Consider the following 20,470-nt stretch of genomic DNA (forward strand, 5'->3'; position numbering starts at 1 on the left):
ACGGAACACCGTCGGGCGCGCAGTCAAGTCGTGGGGCGGCGCCGGAGAACCCGGCGGACGGGGGCGGTTCGTCCCACGCGGTGATCACGTGGTTCTCCGAACCCCCCCCGTCCCGGGCCCCGGGACCCGCACCCGCCGGCCCGCTGAACGGCCGCGTCCAGGACGGCAGGGGCGCGGTGATCCCGCCGGATGCCCCGAGGTCGTCCGTCCGTGGCCGGCCGTTGCGGGACGGCCCGCAACAGTGGCAGCGTGCCGGGGCCTACGAGGAGAAACCGGTCCCCTGCTCGGCGTGGATCTTCATCGCCTCACCCAGGAACTCGACCATCCCCGGGTGGTAGGAATTGTGGAACTCCCTCATGGGCGCGTCCTCCGCGTAGAGGAGCGCCATGCCGAGGTACGCCTCCTTGGTGGGGGTGTAGAAGCGGCAGGCGATCTCGAAGTGCCTGCGGACGAGGTCCTGGATGTGCGGGTCTCCCGGCCGCGAGTCGTCCAGCCGGGCCGCGATCTCCTTGTAGAGGAGGTCCCAGTCCTGGTGGACCTGCCCCCTGTCCACGTGCTCCCAGTCGTTGGTCTCGGAGAGGCTTCGGGCCTGCTCCCTGGCCAACGACCGGCGGCACTCGTCTGCGTACTGTTCGTTCAAGACGCCGAACCTCATGTCTCTTTCACGTCGTGTGCGGGAGCCCGGAGGGGCCGACCCGTCGGCAGTGGTCCACTGCCGATCCAGGCGGAACAGTCGCACGTCCCCCCAGCGTCGGCAAAAGGTTTTATCCGTCCCGGTGAGGGTCTTTCCCGACATGGGGTGACCTGCCGGCTCCCGTCCGCCGTGACCTCCTGCGCCCGCCTGAGGTGACTGATCGTCAAGTTACTTTGTAAGTAGTTAAGTTGATTGTGCAGGCGGCGTCGCTGCCCGCGGGGCGGCTCGCCTGCCTCCCCGTGCGAACAGGGGGAGGGGTCGACCGCCCCGTCCGCCCCGCGGACGCGGGCGGACGCTCGCGGGACCGGAAGGCCGGGCACCCGGGCCGGCAGCGGCGATTACCCGGCAGGTAATCGCAACCCCCCTTCCTCCCGGCTACGTTCCGGTCATCGCCCCGTCCCGCGACCAACGGAACGAAGGAGCCGACCGTGACCGCTTATGGCTTCGCCCATCTCCGCAGCCGCCGTCACCACACCGACGTCATCGCGTACCTGGAACGCATCCAGGCCACCCTCGACCCCTTCGCGGGCCGCTTCCTCGTCCACGGCCCGCCGGCGGAGGTGCTGGAGGGGGAGTGGCCCGGCAGCATGGTGCTGATCGGGTTCCCCGGCCTGGCCGAGGCCCGCGCCTGGTACCACTCGCCCGGCTACCAGGAGATCCTGCAGCTGCGTACCGATCACATCGACGGCGACGTGCTGCTGATCGAGGGCGTCGGACCGCACTACGACCCGCTGGAGCGAGCAGCGAGGCTGCGCGCCGAAGCCGAGCGGGCCGGACTCGCGGAGCCTCCTTCGGGCCCGGCCTGAGCAGCCGGCGCCACCGCCGTCCCGGTGCCCGGAGGGAGCCGGTCCACCTGGTGCCACCGGCGTGACCGAGGCCGGCACGGAAAGGTGTTCCACGCCGCCCTCCGGCGGATTCGTGCGGGCCGCGGCCGAGCCCACCCGCCCCGGGGGAGGACGGGATCACCCGCAGGGGCCGTCCGCGTCCGGCGGCTGCCTCCCGCAGCCGCCGTCACGCTCCCCGCCCTCCCGTGCCGCCCGCACCCGTACGTCCTCGCGCAGCCGCGCCTTGTCGACCTTGCCGACCTCGGTGAGGGGCAGCGCGGACAGCTCGACGAGGTGGTCGGGCAGCTTGAACGGGGCCAGCCCGGCCCCCTCCAGGAAACGGCGGATCTCCCTCAGGGAGGGCGCGCCGTCCGCGCCGCCGGCGACGTACAGGCAGACGGCCTCGCCCAGGACGCGGTGGGGCATCGGCACGGCCGCGGCGGCGTGCACCCGGGGGTGTGACAGGGCCAGCGCCTCCAGTTCGCCGGCCGGGACCTTCTCGCCCCCGCGGTTGACCACGTCCTTGACGCGGCCGACGACCACGAAGCCGCCCGAGGGGTGGCGGCGGACCAGGTCGCCGGTGCGGTGGAAGCCGTCGGGGGTGAACGCCGCGGTCTCCGACCCGTCGTGGTACGCGGTGATGATGCCCGGGCCCCGGGCCAGGAGCTCCCCGGTCTCCCCGTCGGGGACCGGCCGGCCGCGGTCGTCGACCACGAGGGTCTCGTCGCCGGGCGAGGCGGGCCGGCCCTGGGTGGTGAACGCCACCTCGGGCGGGTCGCCGAGCCGGGTGAGGTTCAGCAGGCCCTCGCTCATGCCGTACACCTGCTGGATCCGGCAGTCGAACACCTCGGCGAGGCGTGCCGCGGTGTCCTCGTCCAGGCGGGCCCCGCCGACCTGAAGGACCCGCAGGCTCGACAGGTCGCGTCCGCGGTGGGCGGTCCGGGCGGTGAGCCACTGCCGGGCGACCGCGGGTGTGAGCGCGCAGTGCGTGACCCGTTCCCGTTCGATCAGTTCCAGTGCGGCGGCCGGGTCGCCGGGGGTGCCGAGGACGGCCTTCCCGCCCCGGGCGAGGGCGCCGAGGACGCCGGGGTGCCCGAAGGCGAAGCCGTGCGCCACCGGCAGGACGGCGAGGTAGACGGTCTCCGGTGACAGCCCGGACGCCGCGGCCGACGCGCGGACGACGTGGCCGAACGCCTCATGGGTGCGGGGGATGAGCCGGGGTGCGCCCGTGGTCCCGCTGGACAGCAGGAACAGGGCGGTGTCGGCCGGGTACCGGGGTCCGTGCACGGCGGCCGTCCCCCCGGACCCGGTGCACGCGTCGAGGCCCAGGTGGCCGCGCGCCGGGTCGCCCCGGCCCGGGACGATCAGGGTGCGCAGGGAGGGGTGGCGCTCACGGAGCCCTTCGGCCATCCGCAGGTGGTCGAACCGGTGGGGCGGGCCGGGGACGGCCATCGCCGTCGCCCGTGCCGCGGACAGCACGGGGCCGAGTTCGTGCGCGCGCAGCGCCGGCGGGGCGAGGACCGGGCGTGCGCCGAGCCTGACCAGTGCGAGGACCAGGACCACGAACCGCGGCTGGTTGGGCAGTTGGACGAGCACGTTGTCGCCGGGGAGGATCCCGCCCTCGACCAGCCGGGCGGCGCAGCCCGACACGGCCGCGTCCAGCTCCGCCCTGCGCAGGGTGAGGCCGTCGCCGACGAGTGCCTCCCGATGGCCGGGGTGCGTACGGGTGTCCAGTACGAGCTGGTCCAGGAGGTCGGGCCGCCACCAGCCGCAGCGCCGGTACGCGTCCGCCGCCCGTGCCACGGCCTCGCCGGCCCCCACGAGGTCGGCGAGTTGCCGCACGGTGGGGTCGTGGCCGTCCCAGGGGTCGAACCGCGCGCCGAACCGCTCGGCCAACTCCAGCTGGAGCTCCGACAGGTCGACGGAGTCCAGCCCCAGGTGGGCGCGCAGCCGCGCTTCGTCGTGCAGGAGTTCCCGGGCGATGCCCAGGTCGGCGAGGACGCTCCGCACCTCGCTGATGTCGGCCACTTCGACCTCCTCGGGTTCGGCGGCGGGTCTCCGGCGGGCGCCGCGCCCGGGACGGTCCGCGGGCCGCGCGGGGCCCGGGAGGCCGGTGCCGGCCGCGGGCGCGGCGCCGGGAGGCGGCGGCCGCGGCCCGTTCGGCGGGGTCACGTGAGGGTGAGCGTCGTGACCCCGGTGGCGCCCCGCAGGCCGGTGGTGAAGCACAGCAGCAGGTCCGGTTGCGGGAGGGTGATGACCTGGAGCACGCTGCGGCCCTGGTGACGGCCCTGGACCACGGTGCCGGTGATGGTGGTGATCACCTGGCCGGCGACCGCGTTGGTGGTGCCGGTGACCGCGGCGACGCTGCTGTCGCCGGTGCTCCAGGTGAAGGTCCGCCGGTCCTGGAAGCCGTCGAGCAGGTTGTTGCAGCCCACGTGGAGGGTGAACCGCTCCCCGTAGGCCCCGCTCGTCACCTCGCCCGCGCCGCCGACGCACGAGTCGAAGCGGCCCTCGACGGTGATGTCGACGTCCCGTGGCCGGAAGACGACGGTCGGGTCGTAGGTGGTGGACTCCGTCCCCTGGCACTGGAGCAGCGGGGACGGTGCCGCGTCGGCGGGGGCCGCGGCCAGTGCGCTCGCCGTGAGCGAGGCGCCGACCGCCAGGGCTGCGGAGCGCTTCCACGATCTGCTGACGGCCATGGGGCCTCCTTCTCGGGACGTGACCTGTCCGGGGTGATGCCCTGCGGGAGGGGCCGGGAGACAGGCGTGCGGAAGCAGCACGGGAGCTCGCGCGGCCGCTCGGGGGCGTGTGCGGCCCGGGCCTCGTCCCCGCCGCGCCGTGCGCCGTACTGCCGTGCGCCGTGTGCCGTACTGCGGGACCGGCTGGGCCGTGCGCCGTACCGACGGACCGGAGGGGCGCGGGGGAGCCGCGGTGTGCCCTCGATGCGCCCTTCACCGAAGGTAGCGGGCATGTGACCCTGGGTCTCCCGACGGTCCCGTCCCTGGAGCGCGATGAACCCCTGCACGAGCGGCACGCTGGCCGTCCCCGGTGCCCGGATCCACTTCGAGGTGCGCGGGGAGGGGCCGTTGCTGCTGCTCGTCGCCGGCGGCAACTCCGACGCCGCGGTCTTCAAGCGCCTGGCGGCCTTCCTCGCCGCGGACCACCGCGTCATCACGTACGACCCGCGCGGCAACTCCCGCAGCGCGCTGGACGGCCCGCCGGCGGAGCAGCGGATCGAGGAGCACGCCGACGACGCGTCGCGCCTCCTCGACCACCTCGCCGGCCCGGCCGAGCCCGCGGAGGTCTTCGGGAGCTGCTCGGGCGGGCTGGTGGCGCTGGAACTCGCCGTCCGGGACCCTGACCGGGTGCGGCGGACGGTCGCCCACGAACCGCCCGCGCTGACGGTCCTGCCGGACGCCCGGGACCACCTGGCGCTCGTCGACGAGGTCGGCGAGACGTTCCGCCGCGCGGGCCCGGCGCCGGCCCTGCGCGTGCTTCGGGCGCTCTACGGAGGCGCGCCCGCGCCGACGCTGCCCGAAGCGCACGACAACACCGCGTTCTTCCTGGCCCACGTGCTCCGGCCCGCCACGCGTTTCGTGCCCGACCTCGCCGCGCTCGCGGCGGTGGCGCAGCGGGTGGCCCTGGCGGGCGGCCGGGACTCCCGCACGCACGTCGTCCACCGGCCCGCGGTCGTGCTCGCCGAACGCTTGGGCGGCCAGATGGCGTTGTTCCCCGGCGGGCACACCGGTTACGCGAGGCGCCCGGGTGCGTTCGCCCGCCGGCTGGTCGAGGTGCTCGCGGCCCTGCCCGGCGCGGTGACCGAGCCCGGCACGGTGACCGTACCTGGTACGGCGGCCGTGCCCGGTGCGGTGGCGGGAGCGGGTGGCGAGCGGTGGCGGGAGCGGTGACATGCGCATCGTGATGGGGGCCCAGAACTGCGGTTTCGGGCCGGCCGCCGAACTCGTCGCGGTCTCCCGGCTGCTCCACGGCCATGAGCGGGTGTTCGTCGGCGACGGCGTCGCGGCGGCCTTCGCACGGCGCAACCCGGACGCCTTCGACACCACCCGCACCACCGACGGGATGCCCGCGGACGCCGCCGACACGGTGGCCGGCGACCTGGTGGGGAACTGCGACCAGGTCGTGTCCGTCATGGACGCCGACCTGGTCCTGCGCGCCGTGGTGGCGGGCCGGCCGGTGGTCCTGGTCGACAGCCTGTTCAGCTTCTGGCAGGTCCGGCGGCCGCTCGGCCGGATCGGCGAGCTGTGCGAGGGGCTGCCGCGCTCCTCCCTGGCCGCCGCCCGGCGGCACCTGGCCGGCCTCTCACCGCACGAACACGTCGTCGCGGCGCACCTGCTGGCCACGCACAGCGTGGTGCAGAACTTTCCCGGCGTCCCCCGCCGCGCGGCCGAACTCGCCGCCCTCGGCGGTGGTTTCACGGCCCACCTGGCGGGTCCGGTCGTCGACGCCGAGGGACTGCGGACGGTGGACCGCGACGCCGCCCCGACCCACGACCTCCTGATCGACGTCGGCGGGTTCAAGAACTTCCTGCTCGACTTCGACGTCCACAACGACTACCTGCTCCTGCTCCGGCGTTGGCTGCCGGACCTGCTGCGCGACTGGCCCCGCTTCCGCCGCGTGCTGGTCTGCGGCGGGCCGTTCGGCGGGGACCGGCAGCGGACCGTCTCGGTGGCCGGCCGACGGGCCGACTGCCGGCTGGTACGGCAGCGGGACCTGCTGCAGACGGTGGCCACCACCCCGTACCACCTGCTCGCGCCCGGCCTCACGGCGCTCCACGAGGCGCTGTCCCTGGGGCGGCTGCCGCTGGCCATGCACGAACAGCACGCCGCGCACACCTTCACCGTACGGAGCTTGGCCGGCACCCTGTTCGGCCGGAGCGCCGGCCGGTTCGCGGACGTCCTGCCGCACCACGTGGTGCCCGAGGACGACCTCGCCGGAACCGCCGCGCTCGTGCAGGCCGCGGCCCGGGTCCGGCAGGACGACGCGCTCTACGCCCGGTTCCGGGGGACGTTCAACGAACGGATCGAGCACCACGTCGCGCTCACCCCGGCGCAGCGGCGGCACGGCGTCGAGGAGCTGCGGCGACTGCTCGGCGGCGAGCCGGTCCACACGGTGCTGCGCGGGATCGTCGCCTCCCCGCCGGGTACGGGCGCGGGCGCGGAGGGGCCCGGCCGCCGGGGGGACGGGCGTGAGGCGCCGGACGGCGGGGGACCGGCGGACGCCGGGCACGTCCCGCCCGCCGAACCGGCGGGACCGCGGGGCGGCCCGGCCCGCTGAACCGGCGGGACCCGGCCCGCCCCTCACCTCACGGCGGGGGAGCGGCGCCGTCCCGCCTCTTCGGCGGTGGTCACGGTGCCTCCCCGCCGGGGGCCTGCTGCCGGACGAAACGGGCCTGGTCCGCGAGGAACCGGTCGGTGTACAGCTTCCGGGGGGCGAGGACCGCGGTCAGCGTCAGGCGCCAGGACGAGCGCTCCACGGCGTCGTCCACCAGGGAGTGCGTGGCGTCCGGGTAGTGCGCCACCGTCAGGGTCGTAGGCGGCAGGAGCCTGCGGTAGACGGCTTCGGTGTCGGTGACGTCCACGTGGACGTCATGGCCGGCGAGCACCAGCAGCAGCGGTGTGCCGCGCATGGCGCGCAGGTCGGCGGTCGCGTCGGACCGGTAGTTCTCGGAGACGAAGGACCACCGCGCGGGTGTCATGTCCCCCACGTCGCCGACCGCGGCCCGGTAGTCGGCGAAGGACGCGCCTCGTTCCAGCAGTTCCAGGGTGGTCTGCCGCCGGCGCAGCGCCGCCTCCCTCTCCCGCGCGGTCGCGCCGGCCCGGCGCAGCTCGGCGAGGAGGTTGTAGCGGCCCTGCTCCAGCCAGTTGACGGCCGGGGAGACGGCGATGACGAACTGCAGGCCGCCGTCCCGCGCGGCGACCTTGGGCAGCACCCAGCCGGCCTGGCTCGCCCCCCACAGCCCGATGCGGCGGGGGTCGACGTCCGGGCGGCCGCGGGCCCACGCCACGGCCGCCAGGGTCTCCTCCGCCCGGTCGGCCATGCTCTGGTCCAGCCAGTCGCCCTGCGAGCCGCCGATCCCCGGTTTGCTGAACGACAGCGAGGCGTACCCGGCGCGGGCGAACGACTCCCACAGCGGCCGGTAGAACGTCTCGTGCGTCGCGTCGACCGGTCCGTCGCCGTGGACGAAGACCACCAGGCCGAACGGCCCGTCACCCCGCTCGGGCCGGGCCAGCACCCCCTGGAGCAGCTTCCCGTCGTGCCGCAGCGCCACCGCCTCCTCGCGCAGTGCGTAGCTGTTCTGCCACACGACCACCCCGCCGAGCCCGGCGGCCGCCAGCAGCACCGTCGCCAGCGCCCACGCGGCCCACCGCCATCCCCGCCGCATCGGCCCCCCTCGTGTCCGGAACACCGCGCCCTCCCTCATCGATCAAACTGGAAACGATCGTTTTCATGATGAGCGTATTATGATCGATAGGGAAAGTGGTTCGGTGGACGAACGAAGGAGCGACGTGGAGAAGACGACAGGCGGGACCCACGCGGCGGCGGGCAGCGGCCCCAAGGTGCGCCGGGGCGTACCGGAAGGCGCCGAGGGGCAGGTCGCGGCCCTCTACTGGGAGGCGTTCGGCCGCAAGCTGGCCCCGGCGCTCGACCCGCCCGACGAGGGACGCGCGTTCATCGCCGCCCACCTGCACCACGACCGGGGCGTCGTCGCGCTCGCCGGCGACCGGGTGGTCGGCGTGGCCGGCTACCGGCTCGGCGGCCGCGCGCTGACCGGAGGCGGGGCCTGGGACGTCCTGTCCGCCTACGGGCCGTTCCGCGGCCTGCCCCGGCTGGCGGTCCTCGCACTGTTCGAACGCACCCCCGCCCCGGGCGAACTCGTCATGGACGGCATCGCCGTCGAAGCCGGACACCGGGGCACCGGCATCGGAAGCCTCCTCCTGCGGGAGGTCGCGGCCGTCGCCGCGGAGAACGGCTGCCGCCGGATCCGCCTGGACGTCATCGACGTCAACCCCCGTGCCAGAGCCCTGTACGAGCGGCACGGCTTCACCCCCCACCACACCGAGCGCACTCCGTACCTGCGCGGCCTGCTGGGCTTCGGCGCGGTCACCACCATGCACCGCCCCGTCACCAGGGCGGACGCGACGACCGGGCGGGAGGCGCGATGAACACCGGCGCCCACGCCGACAGCCGGGCCGGAAGGCCGGAGATCCCCACCCGGCTGCTCGTGCACGCCCTGGTCCGCGAGGACGGCACCGTCGACACCGACGAACTCCACACCGTCGCCGGCCTCCTCGGCATGACCGACCAGCAGGTCAGGCTCTGCGTCAAACGCCTCGTCGTCGAGGGCCGGTTCACCCGGGAGGGCCGGGGCCGCAAAGCCGTCCTCCACGCCGTGGCGGACGTCACCGGGGCCTTCGCGCCCGACGCCGCCTTCGTCCGCCACGCCTACCGGCAGGACACCGGCCTCGCCCCCTGGGACGGCACCTGGCACCTGTTCGCCTTCGCCGTCCCCGAATCCCGCCGCACCGCCCGCGACGCGCTGCGCGAACACCTCCTCCACCTCGGCGCCGCACCCGTCCACAGCGGCCTGTACGTCACCGCCAACCCCGTGGCCGAGCTCGTCGACGCCGAGGCCCGGCGCCTCGGCGTCCTCGACGCCCTCACCCGCCTGACCACCACCGACCTGAGGATCGGCGACACCACCGAACCCCGCGCGCTGGCCGCCGCGCTGTGGCCGCTCACCGGGATCACCGAACGGTACGAACACCTCGCCGCCTTCGCCGAAGCCCTCCGGGCCCGGCTCGCCGAGGAGCCGCAGCCGTCGGACGCCGAGCGGCTCACCCTGGCCGTCGAACTCGCCGCCCTGTTCACCGCGGCCATGACCCCCGACCCGCTCCTGCCGCCGGAACTCCTGCCGCAGCCCTGGCCCGGCACCCGCGCCCGCCGCCTGACGGCCGACTGCTGGAACCACCTCGACCCACCCGCGCGGACCGGAGGGAGCCCCGCCCCGCGCCTGTTCACGCTCTACGCCGACGCGCTGCGCCCGGTGGACGGCGGGTAGCGCACGAGCGAGGGACGCGCCCCGCTCCACGAGGCCGCCCCGCCGTGGTCCGGCGGGGCGGCCCGGTCGTTTCCGGCTCCCGGCCGGGGCGGTCGCCCCGGCCGCTCACGCCTCCCGGTCGGCGGCGGGGAGGCGCGGGGCGAGCCGTTCCGTGAACCGCGCGCGGTTGATCACGGCCCGGGTGTGCCGTCCGCTGAGGACGGTGGCGGCGGAGTCGCGGGCCTCGACGTCGAAGACGAGCTTGCGGCCCTCGACGCCGGTCAGGGTCGCCGAGACGGTGACCTCCTCGCCGACCGGGGTGGGGGCGAGGTGGGCGGAGTCGTGCGCCAGGCCCACGGTCATGTCCTCGTCGGTGACGGCCGGGTCCAGCACCCTCATCGCGGCGATCTCGCTCAGCCACAGGAGGACGGGGGTGGCGAGGACGGGCAGGTCGTTGCCCCAGTTGGTGGCGGCGTCGTCGTCGCCGACCCGGTGGACGACGGTGGCGCTCCTGCCGATCAGGGAGGCGAGGTCCGCGGTGGCGGCCTGTGCGGGCGTGCTGGTCATGGCTGATCCCTCGATGTCGGAGTGGTGGCTTGCTGGGTTCTCGACGGTGGTCGTCCGCCGCCCGCGCGGGCCGCCGGCGAGCGCGTCGTCGGCCCGCGCGCGGGCACGGCGGGGGCGGGGACGGGGGACAGGGGACGGAGTACGGTCAGGAGGCCTGTGGCGCGGCGCCGCCGGCGGCCGGCCGGGTGTACACGGTCATGGGCACCGCCACGGCGCAGACGACGCAGCCGGCGAGGACCAGGACCGGGCGAGGGCCGAAGTGGCTGCCGATGACGCCGGCGAGGGCGGACCCCACCGGCAGGCAGCCGAAGGCGATCAGCCGGTACGCCGACGTCACCCGGCCGAGGAGGTGCTGCGGGACGGTGCGCTGACGGTACGACACGGTGACGACGTTGATGAGGATGAGCAGGCCGGTGCACCCCAGCCCGACGCCCAGGACGGCCACCGTCGGGCGGACCCCCGGCAGGAGGAAGCCGGCCGCCATCCCCGCGAGTCCCAGCGCCATGCAGAGGCGCGCTCCCAGCCGGCTGATGGCGGGGGCGGACAGCAGGCTGACGACGAGGCCGCTGACGCCGGCGACCATCAGCAGCGAACCGTAGGAGGCGCTGCTCAGCCCCAGCGGGCCCGGGGGCAGCGCCAGCACGGGCAGGGCGGCGTAGACCGCGGCCCAGGCCAGGTTCAGGGCGCCCACGCCCAGGGCGTAGACGAGCAGGGTGCGGTTGCCGAAGAGGAAGGCCAGACCGGTGCGGATGTCGGCCAGGACACCGGCACCGCCGGGGTGGTCCGGGCCGCCGGACGCGGAGGCCGCCGGGGACGTCCCCCCGGAGGCGGGCAGGGCCAGCAGCGCCAGGACGGTGGCCAGGTACAGCAGGGCGGTGGCGCCGAAGGCCAGCCCGGCGGACAGGCCGAGCAGCATGCCGCCGACGGGCGGGCCCGCCATCTGGTTGGTGGTGATCTCGGCGGCCTGCAGCCGCGAGTTGGCGCGTTCCAGCTGGTTCGGCGCGACCAGACCGGGGGTGGTGGTGTGGAAGGCCGTGTCGAAGACCGTCTCACCGATGCCGAGGAGGAACGCGGCCACGGCGAGCACGGCGATGTCGGCCCGGCCGAGCGCCAGTAACAGCGCCGTGGTCCCGAGGACGACGACGCGCCCGCTGTTGACGATGCGCATGAGCCGGCGCTCGTCGCACCGGTCGACGAGGAGGCCGGAGAAGAGCGCGAAGAGCAACCACGGGGCCCTCGACATGGCCGCGACCAGGGCCACCCCGCCCGCGCCGCCGCCCAGGTGGACGGCGGTGACGGGCAGGGCGACCTGGTAGATGCCGTCAGCCAGGTTCGAGCCCGCGCACGCGTGCCAGAGCCAGACGAAGGGACGTCCGAGGGTGGTGGTCGGCGGGCTGTCGGACGCCAGGGGGGTTGTGGTCATCAGGTCCTCGTTCGGTTCGCGTGCGCGGGCTTCCGGGGGAACCGCCGTCAGTCCGTGTGGTGCGCCAGCATCTGGTTGAGGATGTTCTTGCGCTGCATCTCGGTGGTTCCCCCGGCGATAAGGGTGCCCAGGGCGTCCTGGACGATGCGGGTCAACGGCCCCCGCATGTACCCCGCGTGGCCGTGCAGGCGCATCAGGTTCTGCGCGGCCTCCACCAGCCCCTCGGACCCGGTCAGCTTCGCCACCGAACAGCGCAGGGACGCCTCCGGGTCGCCGGCGACCAGCGCGTCGATGCCGGCCAGCGCCGTCGCCCGGGCGACCTCGATGGTGATGCGGATGTCGGTGAGGCGGCCCTGTACGTACTGGTGCTCCAGGATCGGCGTGCCGAACGCCTCGCGCCGGCGGGCGAAGGAGACGACCTTGTCGAGCTGCGGCTCCAGGAAGGCCGCGGCGACGAGACCGTACAGGGCGCGGTCGAAGCTGATGATGTCGTACAGCGTGCGCAGCCCCTCGCCGGGGGCGCCCAGGACGGCGCCCTCCGGCAGGGCCACCTCCTCCAGCCGGATGGCGCCCGTGGGGCTCGTCCGCAGCCCGAAGAGCTCCTCGGCCGGGCCGCGGCGGACACCCGGGCTGTGCAGGTTCACCAGGAACAGCGTGATGTCGCGGCGGCCGAGCTCGGGCACGCGGCCGAGGATGAGCGCCCGGTCGGCGACGGGGGCGTTCGTGATGTGGTCCTTCGTCCCGGTCAGGCTCCACCCGTCGGAGGTGCGGACGGCGGTGGTGCGGGTGCGGGCGACGTCGGACCCGCCGTGCGGCTCGGTCAGGGCGGTGGCCCCGACGGCCCCCTTCATCAGGGACGGCAGGACCGTGCGGTGGTGGTACTCGCCGCCGTGCTCGACCAGGGCGCGCACCAGACCGGCGTGGGCGATCAGGGAGAGCACGAAACCGAGGTCGTCGCCCTCGCGGGCGATGTCGGCGATGCGCTCGGCCAGGTCCCGCCAGGTGCCCCCGGCACCGCCCAGGTGCTCCGGGACACCGACCCGCCACAGGCCGTGGTCCGCCAGGCGCTGCCAGGACAGGCGGTCGAGGATCTCGGCCCGGTACGCGCCGTCGGCGCGGGGGGCGATGTGGGTGCGGGCGAACTCGGCGAAGGTGGGGTCGGGCGGGAGGACTCCCCGGCCGCCCCGGGCCTCCCCCAGGCGGGGGAGGGGGCCGGCGGGGTCGGACGAGGTGATGACGGGTGCGGTCACGTGAGGGTTCTCCTGGCTCCTGGACGGGTGGCCGGTGCCGGCGCGGTACGCGGGGCACCGGATGGTCTCGGTCTCACGGCGGCGCGCGGTGGGCGCCGGGGTGCGGACGGCCGGTGGCGGGCGCCGGCCCGGGCAGCGGGTGGGGCGGTCAGTACCAGCGCAGGACGAGCGCGCCGGCGGTCATGCCGCCGCCCACCGCGGCCAGCACGACGACGTCGCCGCGCCGGATGCGGCCCGCGGCGTGCGCCTCGGCCAGCGTGATGGGCACCGAGGCGGCCGCGGTGTTGCCGTAGCGTTCGACGGTGGTCGGGATCCGGTCCAGCGGGACGCCGGCCCGGGCGGCGCACTCCTCGATCAGCCGGGCGTTGGCCTGGTGGGTGACGAGGACGTCCACGTCGCCGACGTCGAGCCCGGCCGCGCTGAGGGCCCCCTTGACGACGCGGGGGACGGCCTGGGTGGCGAAGTTCCACACCCGGCGCCCGTCCATGCGGAAGTAGTGGCGCCGCTCCCGCACCGTGCGCGCGTCCGCGGGTTCGGTGGCGCCGCCCGCCGGGATGCCGACCACGTCCAGCTGGGTGCTGTCGGCGATCAGGTCGCAGCCGAGGACGCCGTACCCGTCGGGTACGTGCCCCAGCACGGCGGCGCCCGCGCCGTCGCCGAAGAAGACGCAGGTGCCGCGGTCCTCGTAGTCGAGGATCCGGCTGTACGTCTCGCAGCCGACCACCATGACGCGGCGGTGCTGGGGGAAGCTCCCCATCAGCCCGGCGGCGGTGGCCGTGGCGTACACGAAGCCGCTGCACACCGCGCCGACGTCGAAGGCCGGCACGTGGGTCAGCCCCAGCTTGGCGTGGACATGGCAGGCCGTGGACGGCTGGATCCGGTCGGGCGAGCTGGTGGCCACCACCAGCGCGTCCAACTGCTCCGCCGCGAGGCCGCCGTTGTGCAGGGCGGCCACCGCCGCCCGGTGCCCCAGGTCGGAGGTCGTCTCCTCCGGCCGGGCCCGGCGACGCTGCCGGATGCCGGTGCGGGAGGTGACCCAGGCGTCGGAGGTGTCCACGATCCGGGCGAGGTCGTCGTTGGTGACGACCTCGTCGGGCAGGTACGAGCCGGTGGCGAGGATGCCGATGGCCATCGATCTGCTCCTTGGAGGTCAGGCTGCCAGCGGACGGCGGGAGGCGAGCACGTCGTGGTAGGCGGCGGTGAAACGTTCCAGCACCTCGTCGACCTGGCCGGGCGTGATGATCAGCGGGGGCGCGAAGACGACGGTGTCACCCATCGCCCGCAGCAGCAGGCCGTGCTGCTTCGCCGCCTCCAGGACCTCCCGCCCCAGCCGGCCGGGCTCCCCGCCGGCCTGCGCCGGGTCGAACTCCACCCCGCCGAGCAGCCCGTGGTGGCGGACGTCGCGGACCAGTTCGGCCCCGCGGAACTTCTCCAGCCCCCGCGCCAGGTGGGGGGCGACGTCGCGCACGTGGCCGGGGACGTCCCGCTCGTGCAGGATCGCCAGGGTCTCGCGGGCCACGGCGGCGGCCACGGGGTGGCCCGAGTAGGTGAAACCGTGGCCGAACGTGCCGATCTGCCGGCTCCCCTCGGCCAGGACCTCGCTGACCCGCTCGCCGACCAGGGTCGCGGAGATGGGCAGGTACGAGGAGGACAGGCCCTTGGCGCTGGTGATGATGTCGGGGCGCAGGCCCAGGCCGGTGGTGGCGAACATCTCGCCGGTGCGGCCGTAGCCGGTGATGACCTCGTCGGCGATGAACAGGATGCCGTGGCGGTCGAGGACCTCCTGGATCCGGGCGAAGTAGCCGGCCGGGGGGATGATGAGCCCGCCCGCGCCGAGGACCGGTTCGGAGATGAAGGCGGCGACGGTCTCGGGCCCGGCCTCCAGGACGAGGTTCTCGAAGTCCCTGACGAGCCAGTCGACCTGCTCCTCCTCGCTCATCCCGCGCGAGGCCGGGTGCAGCGGGTTCGGGCAGTGCGCCGCGAGGAAGTCGTCACTGGCCAGCCCGAAGCCGTGGGAGATGTGGGGCAGGCCGGTGGCCGACCCGGCGGCGAGGGTGGTGCCGTGGTACCCGCACTGGTGCGAGATGACCTTGCGGCGCTCCGGGCGGCCCTGCGCCCAGTGGTAGTAGCGGGCGAACTTGATGGCGCTGTCGTTCGCGTCCGAGCCGGAGTTGCCGAAGAAGACCCGGCCCATCGGTATCGGCGCGATCGCGGCGATGTCGTCGGCCAGGGCGAGCGCGACGTCGTTGGTGCGGTGGTTGAACGAGCCGTAGAACGGCAGCCGGCTCATCTGCTCCGTGGCCGCGCGCACCAGACGGGGCTCGCTGTAGCCGAGGGTCACGCTCCACAGGCCGGCGACGCCGTCGACGTACCAGCGGCCCTCCGCGTCGCGCACCTCGATGCCGGAGCCTTCGGTGATCACGTGCGGGGGTGTGTCCAGGTAGAGGGCGGTGTGGGGTTCGAGCATGCGGGTGGGTGCAGTGGACATGATGGCTTCTTCCCGTGCGCGGGGCGGGGCTCAGCGGCCGCCGCCCACCTCGAGGACGGAACCGGTGATGTACGAGGCGGCCGGGGAGAGCAGGAAGACCGCGGCCTCCGCGACCTCCTCCGGGGTGCCGATGCGACCCATGGGCACGGTCGCCTTGAGGCGTTCGGGCCGGTCGGGGACCCCGTTCGCCTCGTGCAGTCCGGTGTGGATCAGACCCGGGGCGACGGCGTTGATCCGCACGCCGTCGGCCGCCGCCTCCTGGGCGGCCCCCCAGGTGTGGGCGTTCACGGCGGCCTTCAGGGCGGCGTAGTGGACCCACTCGCCGCCGCCGCCGGTCCGGGCGCCGGTGGAGGAGATGTTGACGACGCACCCTCCCTCGCCCCCGCGGCTGCGGGCCATCGCCCGCAGCGCCTCCCGCGTGCACAGCACGACGCTGCGCAGCACGGCGCGGTACGCGGTGTCGAGCTGGCCGATGTCCAGGTCGATCACCCGCCCCAGACCGCCGGTGACGCCGGCGTTGTTGACGAGGGCCTCGAGCGGGCCGAGCTTGTCGGTGGCGGTCGCGAACAGCCGCGCCACCTCGTCCTCCTCCGTGACGTCGGCCTGGAGGGCCAGGGCCTCCACGCCCGCCTCCCGCACGTCGCGGACGACCTCCTCGGCGCCGGCGGCGCTGGTCCGGTAGTTGACGCACACCGGTCGTCCCAGCGCCGCCGCGCGGCGGGCGATGGCGGCACCGATGCCCTGGCCACCGCCGGTGATGAGGATCATGCGATCAGCCGTTGACGACGCCGTAGCGGTCGCCGAGGAAGAACTCCTCGAACGCCTGCCGGGTGTAGACGTTGTGGGTCTTCAGCAGCCACCGCTGCTTGAGCCCCTCCACGTCGTGGATCGCGTGCACCTCGCGGCCGTGGATCACGTGCCGGTTGGAGAAGGTGACCGAGTCGCCGGGCTTGGAGACGCGCATCCGCTTGCGGGCGTGCAGCGCGGCGACGAACCGGTCCAGTACCTGCTGGGCCTCCTCGTCCAGCCCGCGGGTGCGCCCCTCGAAGACCCGCGCGCCCTCGTCCCCGCTGAGGACGGCGTGGTCCTCGGCCCGCCGGCCCTCCAGGAGGTTGCCCTCCTGGGTCGACACGTCGTCGAAGGGCGTGTGGAAGCGCTTCTGCGTCAGGATCTCGCGGTCCGCGTCGCTCAGCTCCTCCAGGGCGTGGGCGGTGACCGTGAAGGTGGAGTACACCTCGTTGGTGGGGGTGTCGCGGAGCGTGAGGGTGTTGACGAAGTCCGGGCTGACGAAGTGGTTGGTGAAGTCGCGGTGGAACTTCAGCGTGCCGAGGGTCTTCTGCGACTGGGTGTTGAACATCGACTCCTTGGGGTAGATGTCGTGGAAGAAGTCACCGCCGTTGACGCTGAGGTGCCCGATGATCTCGGTGCCGGTCAGGACGGCGTAGGCGGCGAGGAACCCCTCCGCCACGAACGTCTTCTTCAGGCGGTACTTCTCCCGGACCGGGTCGGCCGAGTCGAACCGCGGCAGGTCGAGGTCGATGGGCGCGTTGCCGATCACGACGAGCGGGCGCTCGGCGAAGTCCCGCAGCATCGACATCTCGCAGAAGTCCGTGAACCTGCTGCCGATCCGCTGGTCGCGGTGGAGCCGGGAGACGTCGGAGATGTACGAGTCGAAGTCGCTGTACGGGCTGGTGGCGATCTCGGTGAGCACCTTCCGCAGGGCGTCGCGCTCGGCGTCGGTGAAGACGAAGTCGTACTCGATCTGCTGCATGGTGCGTCCTTCCAGGAAGACGTGAGGGTGTGTACGGGTGTACGGCCGTGAGGCCGGGGAGGGGCCCGGCACCGGGGCGGGTGACCGCGTCCGCACGGGGCGGACGCGGCGGGGAGGGCCCCGGTGGGGCCGGGCGCCCGTGGCGGCCGGGTGGTGCGGGCCGCCACGGCCGTGCGGGTACGCCGGTCGTACGCGCACGGATACGCCGCTCGCCGTCCGGCCGGACGACGGGGGCGTGCGAGGGCCGGCCGTGCGGTGACGGCCGTGCGGTGAGGGGGAGACCGGCCCACCGGGACCGGGTGCCCGGTCGGCCGTGGTGCGCCGGCCCTGCCGGACCGCGCGGCGACGGGCCGTCGGAGGGCGCGGGCCGTGCCGTGGGTACGGCCGGTCAGGCCCGGCGGCGCGGGTCAGTCGGTGATGACGGCCACGTGGGAGTCGAGGACCTCCAGGTCACGGCGGAGCGTGTCGAAGTCGTCGTTCCAGAGCAGGACGCCGGCCGCGAAGTCGCGGATGTCCTGCGGGGCGGAGGTCGTCTGGCCGACCTCCACGTTCCACTGCCAGTGGTGGTCGCTGCGCAGCCGCGCCCGTTCCAGGCGGGCGACGCGCCCCTCGGCCTTCGGGAAGTACACCCAGGCCGCGTGGGGCCCCTCGGACCGGCTGCCGGGCAGGCCCTCGCCCCGCTGCAGGCGGAAGTGGGCCTCCTCGATGTCCAGGCCCCAGCGGATCCGGCTGGTGGAGGGCACGAGCGCGGCCGGTGCCCGGGCGGCGATCTCCAGGAACACCAGGCTGCCGTCGGGACGCTGGTAGATCTCGTGGTGGAAGGCGCCGTTGCGCGGCTTGTCCGGCAGGGCGTCCAGGACGCGGCGGTTGAACTCCAGCAACGGCGGACGGGCCGGATGGTCCTCCGGAAGGGTGTGGCTCGCGCACACCCGGCCGTCGACGTACTCGTAGCAGGGGTGGAGGTAGGCGTTGGCCTCCGCGTGCACGATCTCGCCGTCCTGCACGGCGGTGTCCACGTGGTACAGGGTGCCCCGCAGGAACTCGTCGACCTCGAAGCGGCGCGACCCCGCCGTGGCGGCCCACTCGCGCAACTCCCCGGCGTCCTCCAGCCGCCGGGCGCCCACGCTGCCGGACTCGTCGAGCGGCTTGACGAACATCGGCCAGCCCAGGGCCTCCTCCAGCGCGGCGACGTACCCGTCGGGGTCCTCGCGGTAGGCGGCGGCGTCCCACTCGCGGTGCGCCGGCAGGGCGACGCCGGCCGACCGCAGGGCCTCCTTCATGGCGAGCTTGTTCGTGAACGGCGCGAGCTGCTCGGGCCGGTCGCCCGCCAGGCCGAGGCGGGCGCGCACCTCGGCGACCACGCCCAGGGAGTACTCGTCGTGGCACAGCAGGGTCACGTCGTCGCGGTCGGCCCCGGGCAGGTCGGCCCGCATCGCCTCCACGCACGCCGCGAGGGAGTCGGGGGTGAACTCCTCCAGCACGGCCGTCTTCGAGAAGACGTCGGCGCGCCCCCGCTTGAGGAGCTTCTGGTGCTGCGTCGGGCTGGTGATCAGCCAGGTGCGGCGGTGCGGCCGGATCAGGACCGCGGGGTCGATGCGGAAGGACGCGACGTCCTGCACGACGATGTCGGTCCGCACGCCTCAGCCCTCACCGAGCGGGACGAGGTCCCATATGTTGCCCTGGCGGACGACCGCCGGAGCCGACTCCGGCGACTGCGCCGCCGCGGTCGCGGGCGAGGCGAACAGGATCGTTCCAGCCGTGACCGCGGCGATCGCCCATGCGGCCGTAGACCGTTCCATTCAACTTCCCTTCATCGCTGATCGATCCGGGCAAGCAGACGGCTATCCGCACACTCCCGGGGCATGCTCAGCTTCGTGTGTCAGGAAGTGGTCTGACCACTATTGGACAGGGGAAGGTATGACCATCCGACTGGACCACGTGGATGTGGAGCTCTACCGAGCCGAAATCCAGAAACCCAGGAACGGAGAGGCCGAACTGGCCCGACGGCTGGGGGTGGCACCCGACGAGGTGTGCCGGCGCAGGCAGCGGCTGACCGAGCTGCGCCTGCTCGAACGGGTCGACGAGGAGACCTGGGTCGCGCGCAGTCCCCACGCCGCCGCCGACGCCCTGCTGGGCGAGGAGGAGAGGCAACTGGAACGACAACGCCTCGAGGTCGCGCAGCGCCGCGAGGCCCTCACCGCCCTGACCGCCGACTACCTGGACGCCCGGCGCCTGCGGTCCGACGCCGGCCAGGTGGAGGTGCTCCAAGGGGTCGAGACCGTGCGCGCCACACTGACCGAACTGGCCGCGCTGGCCACCACCACGGTCGACTCGATGGCCCCGGGCGGAGCGCAGAGCGAGCACGCCATCCGGGCGGCCCTGCCGCTGGACAAGGAGTTACTCGGCCGCGGGGTCGCCCTCCGCAGCCTGTTCCTCGACTCCGCACGCTCGCACGCCCCCACCTTCCGCTACCTGAAGGACATCCACGACGTGGGTGCCCGGGTTCGTACGACCACTCTTCTGCCCACCCGCATCCTGATCTACGACCGCAGGACGGCGATCGTCCCGCTGGACGCGCAGAACACCGCGCTGGGCGCGGTGGTCGTCCGGGACCTCCCCCTCCTCAACCTCCTGAACCACCTCTTCGAGCTCTACTGGGACCAGGCGTCCCCCCTGGACGCCTGCCGGACGCAGCCCGTGGAGCTCAGCGACCTGGAGCGGACCGTCCTGCGACTGATGGCCGCCGGCCAGTTGGACGAGGTCATATCCCGCCACATAGGGCTGTCGGTCCGCACGACCCGGCGGATCATCAGCGACCTGACCAGACGCCTGGGGGCCAGCAGCCGCTTCCAGGCCGGTGTGCGGGCCGTTGCCCGGGGGTGGATCGGGTGATCGCGCGGGGCGGGGCGCCCCGCCGTGACGGCACGGGGCCGCCCTCCCGGGCCCGGGCCCGCGCGTCGGCCGCAGAAGGGCCGGGGCGGCGTGCTCGCGCACCGTCCGGGCCGGCCCGGACGAGCGGCACACGGAGCCGGGCCGCCCCGCCTCTCCCGTGACGGTGGGGCGGCCGGTGGGCGCCGCCGGCCGCCCCGGCCACCGGCGCCCGGCATGCGCCCGCGGCCGGGAGCGCCCGTCCGCGGAGGCGTGCCCGGGGCGATGGCCGGGGACCCGTCACCGCCCCGGGCGGGGTCAGGCCGTCAGTCGGCGACCTCGTTGCTGTCCCACACGCGGACGGGGCTCGCGAAGGCCGTTCCGGTGCTGCCGAACCTCCACAGCCCGGTGCGGTAGGTCCCGTCCGCCTGCTGGCCGTTGTTGTAGAGGACGGCGACGTCGGTACTGCCGTCGGCGTTGAAGTCGCCGGTGAGGGGCTTGGAGCGGTTCCAGTCCCATGATCCGG

General features: G+C 74.4%; 19 protein-coding genes and 1 pseudogene. 6 read left to right on the forward strand and 14 right to left on the reverse strand.

What is annotated here, in order from left to right:
- Window positions 1–259 precede the first annotated feature (259 nt).
- Entirely contained in the window at window positions 260–640 is a 381-nt protein-coding gene (locus tag IE106_RS15100) for a TipAS antibiotic-recognition domain-containing protein (protein ID WP_229840446.1), read from the reverse strand.
- 482 nt (window positions 641–1,122) lie between these two features.
- Between IE106_RS15100 and IE106_RS15105 the strand changes: the two genes are divergently transcribed.
- The gene (locus IE106_RS15105) at window positions 1,123–1,500 is read left to right on the forward strand and encodes a DUF1330 domain-containing protein (protein ID WP_189534050.1); all 378 of its coding nucleotides are present in this window, start codon (window positions 1,123–1,125) and stop codon (window positions 1,498–1,500) included.
- A 156-nt stretch (window positions 1,501–1,656) separates the two neighbouring features.
- Here IE106_RS15105 and IE106_RS15110 read toward each other — a convergent pair whose 3' ends face one another.
- On the reverse strand, window positions 1,657–3,546 hold the full coding sequence (locus IE106_RS15110; RefSeq protein ID WP_268255301.1) for an AMP-binding protein: 1,890 nt from the start codon (window positions 3,544–3,546) through the stop codon (window positions 1,657–1,659).
- A 140-nt stretch (window positions 3,547–3,686) separates the two neighbouring features.
- Window positions 3,687–4,217, reverse strand: a complete 531-nt coding sequence (locus IE106_RS15115) for a hypothetical protein (RefSeq protein ID WP_189534052.1) — start codon at window positions 4,215–4,217, stop codon at window positions 3,687–3,689.
- A gap of 312 nt (window positions 4,218–4,529) precedes the next feature.
- Between IE106_RS15115 and IE106_RS15120 the strand changes: the two genes are divergently transcribed.
- Window positions 4,530–5,426 carry an alpha/beta fold hydrolase gene (locus IE106_RS15120; RefSeq protein WP_189534054.1) on the forward strand — a complete coding sequence of 299 codons (897 nt, stop codon included), beginning with the start codon at window positions 4,530–4,532 and terminating at the stop codon, window positions 5,424–5,426.
- 1 nt (window position 5,427) lies between these two features.
- A complete protein-coding gene (locus tag IE106_RS15125; protein ID WP_229840450.1) occupies window positions 5,428–6,813 on the forward strand; it encodes a hypothetical protein in 1,386 nt (461 codons plus the stop codon).
- A gap of 70 nt (window positions 6,814–6,883) precedes the next feature.
- On the opposite strand, the gene IE106_RS15130 is transcribed toward IE106_RS15125, so the two are convergent.
- Window positions 6,884–7,921 carry an alpha/beta hydrolase family protein gene (locus tag IE106_RS15130; RefSeq protein WP_189534056.1) on the reverse strand — a complete coding sequence of 346 codons (1,038 nt, stop codon included), beginning with the start codon at window positions 7,919–7,921 and terminating at the stop codon, window positions 6,884–6,886.
- Between the two features lie 124 nt (window positions 7,922–8,045).
- On the opposite strand from IE106_RS15130, the gene IE106_RS15135 reads away from it, so the two are divergent.
- Window positions 8,046–8,702, forward strand: a complete 657-nt coding sequence (locus IE106_RS15135) for a GNAT family N-acetyltransferase (RefSeq protein ID WP_229840452.1) — start codon at window positions 8,046–8,048, stop codon at window positions 8,700–8,702.
- Window positions 8,699–9,598 carry a PaaX family transcriptional regulator C-terminal domain-containing protein gene (locus tag IE106_RS15140; protein ID WP_189534061.1) on the forward strand — a complete coding sequence of 300 codons (900 nt, stop codon included), beginning with the start codon at window positions 8,699–8,701 and terminating at the stop codon, window positions 9,596–9,598. The genes IE106_RS15135 and IE106_RS15140 overlap by 4 nt, the downstream gene beginning before the upstream one ends.
- A gap of 105 nt (window positions 9,599–9,703) precedes the next feature.
- Here the strand turns inward: IE106_RS15140 and IE106_RS15145 are convergent, their stop codons facing one another.
- The 9 genes from IE106_RS15145 to IE106_RS15185 form a co-directional block, all read right to left on the reverse strand.
- Window positions 9,704–10,144 (reverse strand): thioesterase family protein, encoded by a 441-nt coding sequence (locus tag IE106_RS15145; RefSeq protein ID WP_189534063.1) that lies wholly within the window; start codon window positions 10,142–10,144, stop codon window positions 9,704–9,706.
- Window positions 10,145–10,289: 145 nt separating this feature from the next.
- Window positions 10,290–11,567 (reverse strand): MFS transporter, encoded by a 1,278-nt coding sequence (locus IE106_RS15150; protein WP_189534065.1) that lies wholly within the window; start codon window positions 11,565–11,567, stop codon window positions 10,290–10,292.
- A 47-nt stretch (window positions 11,568–11,614) separates the two neighbouring features.
- A complete protein-coding gene (locus tag IE106_RS15155) occupies window positions 11,615–12,817 on the reverse strand; it encodes an acyl-CoA dehydrogenase family protein (RefSeq protein WP_229840455.1) in 1,203 nt (400 codons plus the stop codon).
- A 148-nt stretch (window positions 12,818–12,965) separates the two neighbouring features.
- The gene (locus tag IE106_RS15160) at window positions 12,966–13,949 is read right to left on the reverse strand and encodes a 3-oxoacyl-ACP synthase III family protein (protein ID WP_189534067.1); all 984 of its coding nucleotides are present in this window, start codon (window positions 13,947–13,949) and stop codon (window positions 12,966–12,968) included.
- Between the two features lie 18 nt (window positions 13,950–13,967).
- Window positions 13,968–15,305, reverse strand: a complete 1,338-nt coding sequence (locus tag IE106_RS15165) for an aminotransferase (protein WP_229840457.1) — start codon at window positions 15,303–15,305, stop codon at window positions 13,968–13,970.
- A gap of 30 nt (window positions 15,306–15,335) precedes the next feature.
- The gene (locus IE106_RS15170; RefSeq protein WP_189534069.1) at window positions 15,336–16,073 is read right to left on the reverse strand and encodes an SDR family oxidoreductase; all 738 of its coding nucleotides are present in this window, start codon (window positions 16,071–16,073) and stop codon (window positions 15,336–15,338) included.
- A gap of 4 nt (window positions 16,074–16,077) precedes the next feature.
- Window positions 16,078–17,076 (reverse strand): Fe(II)-2OG oxygenase family protein, encoded by a 999-nt coding sequence (locus IE106_RS15175; RefSeq protein WP_189534070.1) that lies wholly within the window; start codon window positions 17,074–17,076, stop codon window positions 16,078–16,080.
- 407 nt (window positions 17,077–17,483) lie between these two features.
- Complete coding sequence (locus tag IE106_RS15180; RefSeq protein WP_189534073.1) at window positions 17,484–18,713, reverse strand: ATP-grasp domain-containing protein; 1,230 nt, start codon at window positions 18,711–18,713, stop codon at window positions 17,484–17,486.
- Window positions 18,714–18,716: 3 nt separating this feature from the next.
- The gene (locus IE106_RS15185; RefSeq protein ID WP_189534075.1) at window positions 18,717–18,875 is read right to left on the reverse strand and encodes a hypothetical protein; all 159 of its coding nucleotides are present in this window, start codon (window positions 18,873–18,875) and stop codon (window positions 18,717–18,719) included.
- Window positions 18,876–18,993: 118 nt separating this feature from the next.
- On the opposite strand from IE106_RS15185, the gene IE106_RS15190 reads away from it, so the two are divergent.
- The gene (locus tag IE106_RS15190) at window positions 18,994–19,968 is read left to right on the forward strand and encodes a helix-turn-helix transcriptional regulator (protein WP_189534077.1); all 975 of its coding nucleotides are present in this window, start codon (window positions 18,994–18,996) and stop codon (window positions 19,966–19,968) included.
- Between the two features lie 302 nt (window positions 19,969–20,270).
- Here the strand turns inward: IE106_RS15190 and IE106_RS15195 are convergent.
- Window positions 20,271–20,470 (reverse strand): annotated as a pseudogene (locus IE106_RS15195) (transglycosylase family protein); the annotation flags it as partial.

It is taken from the genome of Streptomyces roseolilacinus, assembly GCF_014649335.1.
GTDB lineage: Bacteria > Actinomycetota > Actinomycetes > Streptomycetales > Streptomycetaceae > Streptomyces > Streptomyces roseolilacinus.

Bases quoted from the DNA above. Each gene is read 5' to 3' on its own strand.
- IE106_RS15115 (WP_189534052.1), bottom strand. From the start codon at position 4,217: ATGGCCGTCAGCAGATCGTGGAAGCGCTCCGCAGCCCTGGCGGTCGGC.
- IE106_RS15120 (WP_189534054.1), top strand. From the start codon at position 4,530: ATGAACCCCTGCACGAGCGGCACGCTGGCCGTCCCCGGTGCCCGGATC.
- IE106_RS15140 (WP_189534061.1), top strand. From the start codon at position 8,699: ATGAACACCGGCGCCCACGCCGACAGCCGGGCCGGAAGGCCGGAGATC.
- IE106_RS15165 (WP_229840457.1), bottom strand. From the start codon at position 15,305: ATGTCCACTGCACCCACCCGCATGCTCGAACCCCACACCGCCCTCTAC.
- IE106_RS15125 (WP_229840450.1), top strand. From the start codon at position 5,428: ATGCGCATCGTGATGGGGGCCCAGAACTGCGGTTTCGGGCCGGCCGCC.
- IE106_RS15160 (WP_189534067.1), bottom strand. From the start codon at position 13,949: ATGGCCATCGGCATCCTCGCCACCGGCTCGTACCTGCCCGACGAGGTC.
- IE106_RS15150 (WP_189534065.1), bottom strand. From the start codon at position 11,567: ATGACCACAACCCCCCTGGCGTCCGACAGCCCGCCGACCACCACCCTC.
- IE106_RS15190 (WP_189534077.1), top strand. From the start codon at position 18,994: ATGACCATCCGACTGGACCACGTGGATGTGGAGCTCTACCGAGCCGAA.
- IE106_RS15130 (WP_189534056.1), bottom strand. From the start codon at position 7,921: ATGCGGCGGGGATGGCGGTGGGCCGCGTGGGCGCTGGCGACGGTGCTG.
- IE106_RS15145 (WP_189534063.1), bottom strand. From the start codon at position 10,144: ATGACCAGCACGCCCGCACAGGCCGCCACCGCGGACCTCGCCTCCCTG.
- IE106_RS15185 (WP_189534075.1), bottom strand. From the start codon at position 18,875: ATGGAACGGTCTACGGCCGCATGGGCGATCGCCGCGGTCACGGCTGGA.
- IE106_RS15175 (WP_189534070.1), bottom strand. From the start codon at position 17,076: ATGCAGCAGATCGAGTACGACTTCGTCTTCACCGACGCCGAGCGCGAC.
- IE106_RS15170 (WP_189534069.1), bottom strand. From the start codon at position 16,073: ATGATCCTCATCACCGGCGGTGGCCAGGGCATCGGTGCCGCCATCGCC.